This window comes from Aliiroseovarius sediminilitoris, assembly GCF_900109955.1.
Lineage (GTDB): Bacteria > Pseudomonadota > Alphaproteobacteria > Rhodobacterales > Rhodobacteraceae > Aliiroseovarius > Aliiroseovarius sediminilitoris.
Genome location: NZ_FOJB01000001.1, coordinates 1,923,850 through 1,937,218, shown reverse-complemented (window position 1 = coordinate 1,937,218; position 13,369 = coordinate 1,923,850). Strand labels below are relative to the sequence as shown.

Genomic DNA, 13,369 nt, shown 5'->3' with positions numbered 1-13,369 from the left:
CGTTTGAACGCCACCAAAAAAGCAACTCTTGCTAATTTTCTCGCCGCAACTGGCGCGGTGTCAATGTTGGGCGGACTGCGAGAACAGGTGGATGATCAGGATACCACCAAGGATCATTGCCAGACCGATCAGCGCAGGCAGGTCGAGCCTCTGCCCAAACAGCGCGTAGCCAATACAGGCGATGAGCACGATGCCCAACCCGGACCAGATCGCATAGGCCACACCGACCGCCATGTATTTCAACGCCCATCCCAACAGGACGAAGCTGATGCCATAGGCGACGACGACGGTCACGGATGGCCAGAACCGGCTGAATTGCTGGCTGGCTTGCAGCGCGGTTGTGCCGATGGTTTCGGCAAGCACGGCGAAGAACAGGATCAGGTATGGCATGATATGACCTCGTGGAATGGGGCTAGCGGGACCGGTCCCAGTCTGGCTTGCGTTTTTCGATGAAGGCGCTGATCCCTTCTTCGGTGTCGCGCAGCATCATGTTTTCAACCATCGCCCCACCCGCAAACGCATAGGCCGCCTCCAGTGACATATCGGCCTGATCATAAAACCCCGCTTTGCCGATCTTGACCGCAGCGCCCAGCTTCGAAGCCACGGATTGTGCCAGTTCATCTGTGGCCGCGCGCAAGTTTTCGTGCGGGACGACGCGGTTTACCAGCCCGATCTCGCGTGCGCGCGCAGCGTCGATGAATTCGCCCGTGGTCAGCATTTCAAACGCGACCTTGCGCGGCACGTTGCGGGTCAGCGCCACCATGGGGGTCGAGCAAAACAGCCCGATATTGACGCCATTCACCCCAAACCGCGTGCCCTCGGCCGCCACGGCCATGTCGCAGGTCGCCAGCAACTGACAACCGGCCGCTGTTGCGATGCCATGGGCCTCGGCAATGACCGGTTGGGGCAGGCGGGGGATCATGCACATGACCTCGGCGCAGCGATCGAACAAGTCATTGAAATAGGCAGCCCCACCGTCTTCGGCTTGCCGCCCGGCAGTCATCTCTTTCAAGTCATGACCTGCGCAGAACACTTTGCCTGCACCAGCGATCACCACGGCGCGGATCGTGTCGTCCTGCGCCAACGCCTCGAACTCGGCTTTCAGCGCAGCCAGCATCGCATCCGACAACGCGTTCAACGCACCGGGGTTGTTCAGGGTCAAACGTGCAACTGACGCTGCGTCCTCACGGATCAATAGTGGGTCTGCCATCTTGTCCTCCCTCAATATTCTGGCCCACGATAGGCGGGAAAATCACGAGGGGAAACCATGCAGTTGAAAATGTCGCGCGACCAGCTTCAATCCTTCCTGGAGGAAGCGTTTCCCCAAGTCGCGCCGGATTTCGAGATCGCAGATGTCGCTCCGATGCAGATCACAGTGCGCACCCGGATCGGCGACAAACATCTGCGTCCCGGTGGCACGGTGTCGGGGCCGACGATGTTTGCATTGGCGGATGTGTCGATCTATCTGGCGATCCTTGCGATGATCGGACCAAAGGCGCTGGCCGTCACTACCAATTGCTCGATTGATTTCATGCGCAAACCCGCGGCCAACACCAGTCTTGTCGCCCACGCACGTTTACACAAACTGGGACGGGTTCTGGCGGTCGGGGATGTGTTGATCCACTCAGAGGGCAACGACGCGCCTGTTGCCCGCGCCAGCTTGACCTATTCGATCCCGCCGGAACGGACTTGACCGGCGGCGGGGATTGGCGCACCAAAAACGAACCCAAGCGACGAGGCCCCTATGTCCCAACATATTTCCAGCGACCCGGATCCCATCACGCCTCCAGCCGAACACAGTCGGCTCGCCCAGTTTCCCGTTACCTTCTTTGCGATTGTCATGGGGCTGGTCGGATTGGCGCTGACCCTGCATGCGGGCGCCCCGGCGGCACCGTGGCTGGCCCAGGCGTCATCCCTTGTTTTACTGATCGCAATCGCGGTTTTTCTGGTGATTGCGGGGATCTACGTCGCCAAGGCCCTGCGTTATCCGGCGATGGTCGCCGAGGAATGGCATCACCCGGTGAAAATTGCCTTCTTCCCGACGATCACGGTATCGCTGCTTTTGGTGGCGACAGCGATCTTTCCCTATGATGAAACACTGGCCACCTGGATCTGGCTCGCCGGTGTGGCGGGACAGGGCGTTCTGACCATTGCGGTCGTGACGGGCTGGATCAGTCATCGCAGTTTTCAGGTCGGACACCTGACTCCGGCGTGGTTCATTCCTGCCGTCGGCAACGTGATTGTGCCCATCCTTGGTGCCCGCATCGGGTATATCGAAACTTCGTGGCTGTTTTTTTCCGGCGGTATCATCTTTTGGATCGTATTGCTGACATTGGTTATGAACCGATTGATCTTCCACGACCCCATGGCGGCCCGGCTTTTTCCGACGATGGTGATCCTGATCGCACCGCCCGCCGTCGCATTTCTGGCCTATGTCAGCATGACCGGGACAGTCGATGGCTTTGCGCGCATATTGCTGAATGCGGGCTATATCTTTGCAATACTGGTGGTCGCACAGGTGTCGAAACTGACCAAACTTCCCTTTGCGCTCAGCTGGTGGGCCTTGAGCTTTCCGCTGGCCGCGCTCTCGATCGCGTCCTTCCGCTTTTCGCAATTGGATGGATCGCGTGGACACCAAACCCTGGGGGTTTTGATCCTGATTTTTCTGGTTCTTATGGTCGCTGGTCTTGTATTGCGCACAGGGCAAGCAATCGCACGGGGCGAGGTTTGCCGACCAGAATAGGCGGGAACGGGGCGTTTTTTGTGGGGTAATATATTACCATAATTCTAACCCTTTGTTTAGGCGTGTATTTTAGCGAATAACTTCGCTTGACCGCCGGGCTAAAATCACTAAAACCAGCCCATCCGAAACCCAATCAGGGCTGAATCAATGAAAACCTTCTCTGCAACGCCTGCAGATATCGACAAGAAATGGATCATCATCGACGCTGAAGGCGTCGTGCTGGGTCGTCTTGCGTCGATCATCGCAACGCGTCTTCGTGGCAAACACAAAGCCTCGTTCACACCGCATATGGACATGGGTGACAATGTCATCGTGATCAATGCCGATAAAGTTCAAATGACCGGCAAGAAGCGCACCGACAAAGTGCACTACTGGCACACCGGTTATCCGGGCGGCATCAAATCCCGCACAGCAGGCCAGATACTTGAGGGTGCCCATCCCGAGCGTCTGCTGACCAAAGCCGTGCAGCGTATGCTGCCGGGCGGTCCGCTGAGCCGCAAGCAGATGACCAATCTGCGCGTCTATGCCGGTGCCGAGCACCCCCACGAGGCGCAAAGCCCCGAAGTGCTGGATGTCAAATCCATGAACTCCAAAAACACGCGTGAGGGCTGATCATGGCTGAAGAAATCAAAACACTCGAAGACCTGAACGAAGTTGCCGAGGGCACTGAAGCCGTGGTCGAGATTGCTGCGCCTCGGGAACCTGTTCGTGACGACCTTGGCCGTTCCTATGCCACCGGCAAGCGTAAAGACGCGGTTGCCCGCGTCTGGATCAAGCCGGGGTCTGGCAAAGTCACCGTGAACGGCAAGGACATGGACAAGTATTTCGCGCGTCCCGTTCTTCAGCTGATCGTGCGCCAGCCCGAGCAAATCGCTGGTGTTGAAGGCGAGTTTGACGTGGTTGCCACCGTAAAAGGCGGTGGCCTGTCCGGACAAGCTGGTGCCGTAAAGCACGGGATTTCGAAAGCGCTTCAGCTTTACGAACCCAGCCTGCGTGGCGCCCTGAAAGCCGCCGGCTTCCTGACCCGCGACTCGCGCGTTGTGGAACGCAAGAAATACGGTAAAGCCAAGGCCCGTAAGAGCTTCCAGTTCTCGAAGCGTTAATTCGGCTTCTCTGCTTTATGAAGACAAAAGCGCCTGCAATTGCGGGCGCTTTTTTGTTTCGCCTTTGTTGTTTCACACAGCGCAATGATAAACGCGAAGGCAAACCGCCATGGTGTCGTCCATTTCCGGTTTTGATCTGGCTTGAATGGCGCGGGTGGGTTAAGTCTTATTCTCGACGAATTTTAGTGTTCAAAAGGGTCCGCGATTTGTCTGCGGGCGATTCCCTGTCTTGATAAGGTCCCCGTGACCTGAACCAAAACCAAAAGAATGAGTTAGGTATGGTCTACAAGTCTCTGAGTGTATTGGCTGGATTTTTATCAAACGGATTTTGGCGTGAATCGGGTTTCGCCCCCCAGAAATGGAACCTGACGTCAGGCGGCAATGATGCTCAGTTTGGGACGATAACCTATTCGGTCGGTTCGAACTGGTACGACGGCAATGGCATTTCAATCGGGCGACGAGAGCTGGTGCGTGACGCGTTTGACTATTTGTCGAATGCAACAGGAATAAACTTTCAGGAAACCTCTTCCTACGGCAATGCAGATATTGTTTTCGGCGACGAATACGCCGGTGCCTTTGCAGGTGCCGTGGACAGCGATGGTGGCGGTTTCGTCGACTATGGTTATGTGAATGTCAGCAAATACTGGATCAGCGGATCAAGCAGTGAAAACAATTATGTGATGCAGACGTTTCTGCATGAAATTGGTCATACCCTGGGGCTGGGGCATCAGGGCCTGTACAACGGAGGTGGCACCTATCCTCAGAACGCCAGGTTCACCAATGACAGTTGGCAAAACAGTGTCATGTCATATTTCTCGCAGGCCGTGAATTTTAACGTAAATGCCGATTTCGCCTATCTGCAAACCTATATGGCCGCCGACCTGCTGGCCCTTGATCGCATGTATGGCGGTCAGTCCTACAATGGGACATCGTTCGGAACGTCAAACGCGTTCAAGGGCAACACCACCTACGGATTCAATACGACGATCTCACAAAGTGACGATCCGATCCTGTCACGAATGTCGATCTATGCGGATACCAATGCCTATACGATTGCTGACGGTGGGGGCATAGATACGCTAGATTTTTCCGGATGGTCCTTCGATCAATCCATCAACTTGACGCCCTCCTCGTCTGTTAAAGCAAAGCCGACATTCTCGGGAGTCGGTGGATTGAAGGGCAACCTGACGTTGGCGGTCGGTACGGTCATCGAGAATGCAATCGGCGGGCAGGGGGACGATACGATCATTGGAAACAACGTATCCAATACGCTGACTGGCAACGCTGGGAACGACAAGATCTATGATAAGGCCGGATATGATAGAATCTTCGCAGGCGCGGGGAATGACATAATCTATGCCTCATCAGGCAACGACCGCATAGACGGCGGCAGCGGGACTGATTGGCTCATGTTCACCGGTGCAAAGAAGGCGTTTGTGAAATTGGATCAAAGCAGCCCACAAAACACCGGATTTGGCCAGGACACGATATCGGGCATAGAGAATGTTTCGGGTGGTAAAGCCAAGGATTCATTGTTCGGAAATGAGCAGGGAAATGTCCTAAAGGGCAACAACGGCAACGATGTCCTGCACGGGAAATCAGGCAATGATAAACTCTATGGTGGACACCAGAATGATTTGTTGTCGGGTGGTGCTGACGAAGACGAGCTTTTCGGCGGCATTCACAACGACCTACTCTATGGTGGGGATGGCAACGATAAGCTCTTTGGTGGATCACAGCACGATAAGCTGTTCGGCGGGTTGAGCGATGACATCCTGAAGGGGGAAAAAGGTCGTGACGTTCTGGACGGCGGTGAAGGACGTGATTTGCTCTATGCCGGTGTCGATCTTGACCGAGATACGTTCATTTTCAGAAACATCAGCGACAGTGCTATAGGGTCAGATCGTGACCAGATCCTCCAGTTTGACAGTGGCGAAGATGATCTTCACCTGGCTCAGATAGACGCCCGAGTAAATGTACCTGGCGATCAAAAGTTTGTTTTCTCAAAGAACGGCGCACAGGCAAACTCGGTCTGGGTTGAGGATGCAGGCCCACATTCTTTGGTCAGAGCCGACGTCGATGGTGATGCGCTGCCAGATTTTGAAGTTATGGTGCTGGGTGTTGATGTCCTGTATGGCTATGATTTTATTCTGTAAACGCGGAAGGCTTGCGCAAGTGCTCAGCACTCATCGGCATTTAGGAGTAATGCTTGAAAGAAAGCAAAAGGCTCGTGTTTTTGCGACAATCTAATGATGGCGCGCAACTTTGGATGGTGAGGCGCACGCTCCTTTTCATGTTGCGAGGGGCAGGGTGATGGCCTATATCCCGCCCAGACCTTGTGTCACTGGCACCCGTAGCTCAGCTGGATAGAGCGCTGCCCTCCGAAGGCAGAGGCCAGAGGTTCGAATCCTCTCGGGTGCGCCAATTCTTTATCCTGAAAAACAGACGATGTGGTTGACGGGGTCAAGCCCGATATCGTGTCACGAAATTTCGCAAGATTTGGGCAGGCGCGTGCACGTTGGCTGCGTGCACCATATCCACCAGGGCCTCGGCTTCTTCGGGGGGGAAATAGCCGTGATGTTTGTAGATGCCGATGCGGGTTTCAAAGCTGTGCGCGTCGGCTTCGGGGTGGAACTGCGTGGCATAGACACTCTGTCCGTATCGGATCATCTGAAACGGGCAGCGAGGGGATGAGACCAACTGGCGGCAACCCTCCGGAAGGTGTTGCATCGCCTCTTTATGGCCGACAAAGGCTTCGAACCTGTCTGGAATGCCGTCGAGCAGGGGATCGGTGCGCCCGTCTTTCGTCACGTCACACGTGCTGGCGCTGACGGGTTCGCCGTATTTGTCTTTTGACACGGAACCCGGTTCCAGATGCTGGCCAAGAATGCCAATCCCATAGCAGCAGCCCAGAAACGGGGTGTCCTTTGCAGTGATCTGCGGCATCAGGGATAGGCATTCGAATTCAATCCGCGCCTCGGCCGGGGTTTTCTTGTCAGGCGCATCGGATACGCAACCCGGCCCACCACCGACAATTACCCCGGAAAAATCGTCAAGGTTCAGGTCGGCCGGGATGTTTTGCTGATCCAAACGTATGCGACGCACCTGGTCGTGTTCCAACCCGCCCTTGGCCAAAAATGCCCGAAATTCATCATCAGACGCATCGGTTTCCGGGCGGAGTTGCAGGATCAGAAAGGGTTTCATGGACACCTTGTATCAAGTCGACAGACGATGGCAAAGCCCGGGGTCGGGGTCAATCATATGGCGTCGTCGGTGCGGCGTTTTGACATTAGGTGTGTTTCGCCGACTCAGATACATATCGTAATATCAGAATGTATTCCTCCGCCGCGCGAACCGGAGCAGAGGAGGACAGAGCCGTGAAGAGATTTCTTGCAACGATCCTTACGCTTGGGCTGATCGCCGGGACAGGCGGGTCAGCCGCCGCCGAGGATCAGGCCGCAGCGCCAACTCCGCCACCCGCACCGGCCAGGTCGATTTCCAGCGCGACGGCGGATCACATGAAGTTCGACATCCTGAAAAAATCTTTCAGCTCGGGGCCGGAGGTGACCGAGGCCTGTGTCAGTTGCCATACGGAAGCTGACAACCAGATCATGCATTCAATCCATTTTGAATGGACCTATGAAAGCGACAGCGGGCAAACGCAGGGGAAATCCAAGGTGATCAACGCATTCTGTGGCAACGTGGCCGGGAACGAGCCGCGCTGCACCTCGTGTCATGCGGGCTACGGTTGGGATGATATGTCAACGACATCCGTAGAGGCGGGCGCAGTGCCCGATTGTCTGGTGTGCCACGACCGCTCGGGTCAATACACCAAATCGGCCACCGGGGCCGGGCACCCGCCCTTGGACCCGGTGAAGCCTGGCACCAGCACCATTACAGGCGCCGCGGCCTGGCCGGTTGATCTGGCAAAAGCTGCGCAGTCCGTCGGGATGCCGGGGCGCGACAATTGCGGCAACTGCCATTTCTATGGCGGGGGCGGGGACAACGTGAAACACGGCGATCTGAGTTCGGCGCTTTATGCCCCATCGACCGAGGTTGATGTCCACATGTCGCCCGACGGTCTGAACTTCACGTGCTCTACCTGTCATGTCGAGGACAGGCACAACTGGGCCGGGTCGCGCTATGATACGGTGGCCAAGGACGCCACCGGGCGTGGAAAGCCGGGGGCTGTGCGCACTGCCGCGACCTGTGAAAGCTGCCATGACAGCGATCCGCATCCGCTGAACATCAAGGGCGTGAAGCTGAACGATCACACAGACAAGCTCGCGTGCCAAAGCTGTCACATCCCCGAATTTGCGCGCGGAGGTGTCGCCACCAAGACCTATTGGGACTGGTCGACCGCAGGCCGCATGGGCGCCGATGGCAAACCGATGCACGAGGCGAATTTCATCCAGTCGGATGGCAAAGAGCTGGACACCTATCTGTCCACCAAGGGTGATTTCAAATGGGGTGAAAATGTTGTGCCGTATTACGCATGGTTCAACGGCCATGTGGAATACGCGACCGGGGAAGAGATCAACCCAAAGACCATTGTCGAAGTGAACCGTATCAACGGCACGCCCGGCGGGGTGGACAGCCGAATCTGGCCCTTCAAGCGGATGGAGGGGCGGCAGGCCTACGATACAGGCAGCAACAAACTGGCTTATTCCCATGTCTGGGGGCCGACCACTGACACTGCGTTTTGGACAAACTTTGATTGGCCCAAGGCGATCGAGGCTGGCATGAAAGCGGCAGGGCAAGACTATTCCGGAAGTTTCGATTTTGTCGATACCGAGATGTATTGGCCGATCACCCATATGGTTGCACCCGCAAGGGACGCGCTGGATTGCGCAGCCTGTCACGCGCAGAACGGGCGGCTGGATGGGATCGCTGCGGTCTATATGCCCGGCACCAATCCGCGATCCGCCATCGGGATGTTGGGCATGGCGCTGGTGGCGTTGACAATTCTGGGTGTGGGGTTGCACATCGTTCTGCGCCTCATCGGTGGCCGTCAAGGAGGCACAGATCATGGTTAGACGCGTCGTCAAGGTTTACCCCCGTTTCGAACGTCTGTGGCACTGGACCCAGATGGTGATGATCGTGATTCTCCTGTTCACTGGTTTTGGTCTGAACGGGGTGCATTCACTTCTGCCTTTCGGCCCTGCGGTGATGTTGCACACCATTGCCGCATTGGTGTTGCTGGCGGTCTGGATATTCGCGACGTTCTGGCTGTTTACCACGGGCACATGGCGGCAGTTTGTGCCGCAGCTCGAAGGGTTGCTTCAGATGGCACGCTTCTATGCCTATGGTGTCTTTCGTGGGGAAGAGCCGCCCTATCGCAAGGTCTTCTGGCGCAAACACAATCCGCTTCAGGCACTGACCTATTTCGCGTTGAAAGTCGTAGTGTTTCCGGCGGTCTGGGGGTCGGGATTACTGTATCTGACTTATAATTTATGGGCAGCGGATGCGGCGTCGTCTTTCGCGCTATACATCATCGCGAATGTGCATTTGCTGGCCGCCTACGTGATCGCAGCCTTTGTCATCACCCACGTCTATCTTCTGACGGTTGGGCATGGATTCCGGTCCCATGTGCGCCCGATGGTGACAGGTTATGACTGTATAGACCTGACACCCGAGCAGGAGGCCTATCTGGAAACCAATGAGCCGGGTCGGCTCTTGTCCAGGAAAAAGTAGGGCTGGACGACAGAAACAGAAAAGGCCCTCGGAACGGGGGCCTTTTTCATGTTGGTCGGATTTGTCAGAATACCTGCGGCGCTATCGGCCCCAGCTGCGCACCACGCCACTATCCATATGGACGAAGTTCGACCCCGAATATTTGCCGACGCCACCGCCACTGAAGGAACGCGCGGCTTTGAACATCTGGTTGACCGATCGGGATTTCAGGCGCAGGTCAGCCGCCTGACCTTTCATGTGCAGCGAGTTTTTCGCCACACCTCTGGACTTGGCCCGCAACATCGCGTTTGTTTTCGGCGACCGATAACCCGACAACATCATATAGGGTTCCTTCGTGTCCAGAAGGCTATGCGCGGCTGCCATGATATCCACCGTGCGGGTGTCGATATTGACCGCTTGATCTGTGCGCCAGTCGCGCATGAAATGATTGATCTCTTTCAAGGCATCTTTGATGTAGTCGCCTTCGATCCAATAGATCATGTTGAGCGTTTCGCCTGTGCGCCCGGAATACATGGCGAGCCTTCGGACATCGCCCCCACCGCGAAGGAAACCCGCGGCATTTGCATACATTGGCGCTGCGGTTACTGCTGTGGCGGCAAATGCGCCCAACAACCCACGGCGTGTGATAATGGATTTGGATCCGACCGAATTGTCGATAGTCATGTCTCAGCGTGTCCCGTCGCTTGCCTGTTTCTGCGCCTGAAATGGATCGTTGTCCAATCAGGTTAACAAGTGTTTTAGCCTCTTCCCCAGGCTTGTCGAGTTTATGGCACAACTCGAATCGCGGGCCAAGCAAAGATTTTCGGTGCTTAACGTGTTCAAGCAAAATCGGCAAAATATTGCTTAAACCAGTGAAAAAGTGGTAAACCGTGGCAGAAAGACGTCAAGGCATGGGGCGCAGGGCAGCTCTGCCCGGAACCGACCTGTCAATCGTCATTGTGAATGGACTTGTGGCTGTTAATCGTGGATTATCTGATTTTACACGCAGGTTTAACATAGTTATTGGGCAAAGCATGAATATGATCGCGCTGCAACGACATCCTATCCCCTACAGAACCGCTTTTTTTGCAAGGCTTTTGGGGATATTGTTCCTTTCGTTTCTTGCCGCGCCACTGACCGCGCAAACCAAAGTATCCGCCTTCGCGCAAGCGGTGGCGGAAGCGGCGGCACGTGACACGGAAATCGCTGAATTTTATCGCGAAAACGGCTATCAACCGATCTGGACCGGATCGCTGTCGCAGACCGCATCACGCCGCACGGCCCTGCTGAAAGCGCTGACGGCGGCGGGCGATCACGGCTTGCCTGCCTATGACACTGCGGTCTTGAAAACCCGACTGTCCGGTGTGCAAAGCATGCGCGACCTTGGCCGCGCCGAAGTCGAACTGTCAAAACTGTTTCTGAGTTATGCCCAGGGTGTGAACAGCGGCGTCCTGACGCCTTCAAAGGTTGATAGCGGCATCGTCCGCGAGGTGCCACGCAAGAACGGCGCAGATCTGTTGGCGGAATTCGTCCGGTCCGACCCTGCCGGGTATCTGAAAGCCCTGCCGCCGAAATCGCCGGAATACGCACGTCTGATGAAAGCGAAACTGGGTCTGGATCAACAGCTTGCCAATGGCGGCTGGGGCGCACCAGTTGCCGCCAGCGCGTTGAAACCCGGGCAGTCGGGTGAGGCCGTTATTGCCTTGCGTAACCGCCTGATCCGTATGGGATATCTGAGCCGTTCGGCCAGCCAGTCCTATGACGTCACCATTCAAAAGGCCGTGCTGCAATTCCAGCAAGACCATGGGCTGACCGCCGATGGTGTGGCCGGTCCAAGCACGATTGACGAGATCAATGTCGACCCGGAAAAACGTCAAGCCTCGATTTTGGTCGCGATGGAGCGGGAACGATGGACCAATTTCGAACGTGGAAAACGCCACGTCTGGGTCAATCTCGCGGATTTCAGCACCCAGATCGTCGATGGTGGGCGTGTGACCTTCACGACCCGCTCGGTGATCGGAAAGAACCAGAGTGACCGGCGTAGCCCCGAGTTTTCGGACGTGATGAAATTCATGGTCATCAACCCGACCTGGAACGTCCCACGCTCGATTGCGACGAAAGAGTATTTGCCGATGCTCAAACGCAATCCGAATGCGGTCAGCCATCTGAAACTGATCGACAGCCGGGGCCGGGTGGTCAATCGGTCTTCAGTGAATTTCAATGCTTATTCGGCCAGATCCTTTCCGTTTGCGATCAAGCAACCGCCCTCCAACGATAATGCGTTGGGGTTGGTGAAGTTCATGTTCCCGAACAAATACAACATCTATTTGCATGATACGCCCGCCAAAAGCCTGTTTGGGCGCGAGGTGCGGGACTTCAGCCACGGGTGTATCCGCCTGAGCGAACCGTTTGATTTTGCCTATGCGTTGCTGGCCAGACAAACTTCCGATCCGGAAGGAACCTTTCACAAGATTCTGAACACGGGTCGTGAGACACGGGTCAATCTGGAAGAACCGGTTCCGGTGCATTTGGTTTATCGCACTGCGGTGGCACCTGCAAAGGGCCGCATGAACTATCGCCGTGACGTTTACGAACGTGACACCAAAATCTGGGCCGCTTTGCAAAACGCCGGGGTGGCGCTTGGTGCCGTAGACGGGTAAATCCTTGGGTAAAGATGGTGGCGCACATATCGTGCCCCCATCGGCACAAGGGGATCAGATGCAGTTCACTCTTTCAGAAATCGCCGCGTCATTGGGGGCCGTGGTGTTTGGCGATGGCGATATCGTTCTGGTTGGCGCGGCCGAGCCGATGGATGCGGGACCAGACCAGCTTGCGCTGGCGATGAACCCAAAATACGCGGACGGAATTGCGAAGGGAAAGGCCCGCGCGGCGCTGCTGTGGGATGGGGCGGACTGGCAATCGTTGGGGTTGGATGGTGCGATCTGCCTGAATCGGGGTAAGGCGGCGATGCCGCTTCTGACCCGGGCGCTTGACCCTGGTCTGGGCATCGCCGAGGGCATTCACCCAACCGCTGTTGTCGATGACACCGCGAAAATCGGTGCCGGCGCCCGCATAGGGCCACTTGCGGTAATCGGCGCGAATGTGACCATCGGCGCGCGCGCAACAGTCGCGCCGCACGCCACAATTGGATACGGCACGGTCATCGGCAACGATCTTGTCCTGCATCCGGGTGCGCGCATCGCGCATCTGTGCACCATCGGAGATCGCTATATCGGACAGTCGAATTCGGTCGTCGGAGGCGACGGTTTTTCCTATGTCACGCTTGACAAGGAAAGCGCCGTGGAAAGCCTGCGCGGCGGCATGGCCGAGGGTGAAAAAGCCGTGGCCGTTGTCGGCAGCCATCATTGGGCGCGGGTGCATTCGCTGGGCGGGGTCGAGATCGGCGACGACGTGGAACTGGGGGCCAGCTCTACCATCGACCGCGGCACGATCCGGGCCACCCGCATCGGGCGTGGCACCAAGATCGACTGCCAGGTGCAGGTCGGCCATAACGCGGATGTGGGCGAAGACGTGATGATGTGCGGCAATGTCGGCGTGTCCGGGTCCGCCCGGATCGGCAACCGTGTTGTGTTGGGTGGCAAAGTCGGGGTCAGCGACAATATTTTCATCGGCGATGATGTAATTGCGGGCGGTGGTACCAATATTTACACCAACGTTCCTGCTGGGCGCGCGGTTTTGGGAAGCCCCGCGGTGAAGATCGAAACCGAAATGGCCATCCGCCGGGAATTGCGCCGCTTGCCGCGGTTGGCCGAAACGCTGCGCGAGCTTCAGAAAACTGTTTCAAAACTGGTGGACAAGAACTAAAAATCCGCAAAACGCGAAAGGGTAT

The 13,369-nt window shown here is 56.5% G+C and carries 13 protein-coding genes and 1 tRNA gene; 10 read left to right on the top strand and 4 right to left on the bottom strand.

The window, feature by feature from the left end; genetic code table 11:
- Positions 1 to 60: 60 nt before the first annotated feature.
- A complete protein-coding gene (locus BMY55_RS09570) occupies positions 61 to 390 on the bottom strand; it encodes a DMT family transporter (RefSeq protein WP_091430227.1) in 330 nt (109 codons plus the stop codon).
- Positions 391 to 412: 22 nt separating this feature from the next.
- Complete coding sequence (locus BMY55_RS09565; protein ID WP_091430225.1) at positions 413 to 1,210, bottom strand: enoyl-CoA hydratase; 798 nt, start codon at positions 1,208 to 1,210, stop codon at positions 413 to 415.
- 57 nt (positions 1,211 to 1,267) lie between these two features.
- Between BMY55_RS09565 and BMY55_RS09560 the strand changes: the two genes are divergently transcribed.
- From BMY55_RS09560 to BMY55_RS09535, 6 genes are all read left to right on the top strand, one after another.
- Positions 1,268 to 1,693: a PaaI family thioesterase gene (locus BMY55_RS09560; RefSeq protein WP_091430223.1), complete on the top strand. Its 426-nt coding sequence runs from the start codon at positions 1,268 to 1,270 to the stop codon at positions 1,691 to 1,693.
- A 51-nt stretch (positions 1,694 to 1,744) separates the two neighbouring features.
- The gene (locus BMY55_RS09555; RefSeq protein ID WP_091430221.1) at positions 1,745 to 2,743 is read left to right on the top strand and encodes an SLAC1 anion channel family protein; all 999 of its coding nucleotides are present in this window, start codon (positions 1,745 to 1,747) and stop codon (positions 2,741 to 2,743) included.
- Between the two features lie 147 nt (positions 2,744 to 2,890).
- Positions 2,891 to 3,355: a 50S ribosomal protein L13 gene (rplM, locus tag BMY55_RS09550; protein ID WP_091430218.1), complete on the top strand. Its 465-nt coding sequence runs from the start codon at positions 2,891 to 2,893 to the stop codon at positions 3,353 to 3,355.
- Positions 3,356 to 3,357: 2 nt separating this feature from the next.
- Entirely contained in the window at positions 3,358 to 3,846 is a 489-nt protein-coding gene (gene rpsI / locus BMY55_RS09545; RefSeq protein WP_091430215.1) for a 30S ribosomal protein S9, read from the top strand.
- A gap of 278 nt (positions 3,847 to 4,124) precedes the next feature.
- Positions 4,125 to 6,002, top strand: coding sequence for a M10 family metallopeptidase C-terminal domain-containing protein (locus BMY55_RS09540; protein ID WP_091430213.1), 1,878 nt, complete (start codon positions 4,125 to 4,127; stop codon positions 6,000 to 6,002).
- Between the two features lie 191 nt (positions 6,003 to 6,193).
- A tRNA-Arg gene (locus BMY55_RS09535) sits at positions 6,194 to 6,270 on the top strand.
- 39 nt (positions 6,271 to 6,309) lie between these two features.
- Here the strand turns inward: BMY55_RS09535 and BMY55_RS09530 are convergent.
- The gene (locus tag BMY55_RS09530; RefSeq protein WP_091430211.1) at positions 6,310 to 7,050 is read right to left on the bottom strand and encodes a glutamine amidotransferase; all 741 of its coding nucleotides are present in this window, start codon (positions 7,048 to 7,050) and stop codon (positions 6,310 to 6,312) included.
- Between the two features lie 173 nt (positions 7,051 to 7,223).
- On the opposite strand from BMY55_RS09530, the gene BMY55_RS09525 reads away from it, so the two are divergent.
- Positions 7,224 to 8,882, top strand: coding sequence for a tetrathionate reductase family octaheme c-type cytochrome (locus BMY55_RS09525; protein ID WP_218142238.1), 1,659 nt, complete (start codon positions 7,224 to 7,226; stop codon positions 8,880 to 8,882).
- On the top strand, positions 8,875 to 9,540 hold the full coding sequence (locus BMY55_RS09520) for a cytochrome b/b6 domain-containing protein (RefSeq protein WP_091432287.1): 666 nt from the start codon (positions 8,875 to 8,877) through the stop codon (positions 9,538 to 9,540). Before BMY55_RS09525 ends, BMY55_RS09520 begins: the two co-directional genes overlap by 8 nt.
- An 81-nt stretch (positions 9,541 to 9,621) precedes the next feature.
- On the opposite strand, the gene BMY55_RS09515 is transcribed toward BMY55_RS09520, so the two are convergent.
- Positions 9,622 to 10,203 carry a YcbK family protein gene (locus tag BMY55_RS09515; protein ID WP_091430207.1) on the bottom strand — a complete coding sequence of 194 codons (582 nt, stop codon included), beginning with the start codon at positions 10,201 to 10,203 and terminating at the stop codon, positions 9,622 to 9,624.
- Positions 10,204 to 10,559: 356 nt separating this feature from the next.
- On the opposite strand from BMY55_RS09515, the gene BMY55_RS09510 reads away from it, so the two are divergent.
- The gene (locus tag BMY55_RS09510; protein ID WP_091432285.1) at positions 10,560 to 12,179 is read left to right on the top strand and encodes a L,D-transpeptidase family protein; all 1,620 of its coding nucleotides are present in this window, start codon (positions 10,560 to 10,562) and stop codon (positions 12,177 to 12,179) included.
- 58 nt (positions 12,180 to 12,237) lie between these two features.
- Positions 12,238 to 13,344: a UDP-3-O-(3-hydroxymyristoyl)glucosamine N-acyltransferase gene (locus BMY55_RS09505; RefSeq protein WP_091432282.1), complete on the top strand. Its 1,107-nt coding sequence runs from the start codon at positions 12,238 to 12,240 to the stop codon at positions 13,342 to 13,344.
- Positions 13,345 to 13,369: the final 25 nt, after the last annotated feature.

Coding starts and splice junctions, on each gene's coding strand:
- BMY55_RS09530 (WP_091430211.1), bottom strand. CDS start 7,050: ATGAAACCCTTTCTGATCCTGCAACTCCGCCCGGAAACCGATGCGTCT.
- rpsI (WP_091430215.1), top strand. CDS start 3,358: ATGGCTGAAGAAATCAAAACACTCGAAGACCTGAACGAAGTTGCCGAG.
- BMY55_RS09560 (WP_091430223.1), top strand. CDS start 1,268: ATGCAGTTGAAAATGTCGCGCGACCAGCTTCAATCCTTCCTGGAGGAA.
- BMY55_RS09565 (WP_091430225.1), bottom strand. CDS start 1,210: ATGGCAGACCCACTATTGATCCGTGAGGACGCAGCGTCAGTTGCACGT.
- BMY55_RS09540 (WP_091430213.1), top strand. CDS start 4,125: ATGGTCTACAAGTCTCTGAGTGTATTGGCTGGATTTTTATCAAACGGA.
- BMY55_RS09570 (WP_091430227.1), bottom strand. CDS start 390: ATGCCATACCTGATCCTGTTCTTCGCCGTGCTTGCCGAAACCATCGGC.
- BMY55_RS09515 (WP_091430207.1), bottom strand. CDS start 10,203: ATGACTATCGACAATTCGGTCGGATCCAAATCCATTATCACACGCCGT.
- rplM (WP_091430218.1), top strand. CDS start 2,891: ATGAAAACCTTCTCTGCAACGCCTGCAGATATCGACAAGAAATGGATC.
- BMY55_RS09505 (WP_091432282.1), top strand. CDS start 12,238: ATGCAGTTCACTCTTTCAGAAATCGCCGCGTCATTGGGGGCCGTGGTG.
- BMY55_RS09520 (WP_091432287.1), top strand. CDS start 8,875: ATGGTTAGACGCGTCGTCAAGGTTTACCCCCGTTTCGAACGTCTGTGG.
- BMY55_RS09510 (WP_091432285.1), top strand. CDS start 10,560: ATGATCGCGCTGCAACGACATCCTATCCCCTACAGAACCGCTTTTTTT.
- BMY55_RS09555 (WP_091430221.1), top strand. CDS start 1,745: ATGTCCCAACATATTTCCAGCGACCCGGATCCCATCACGCCTCCAGCC.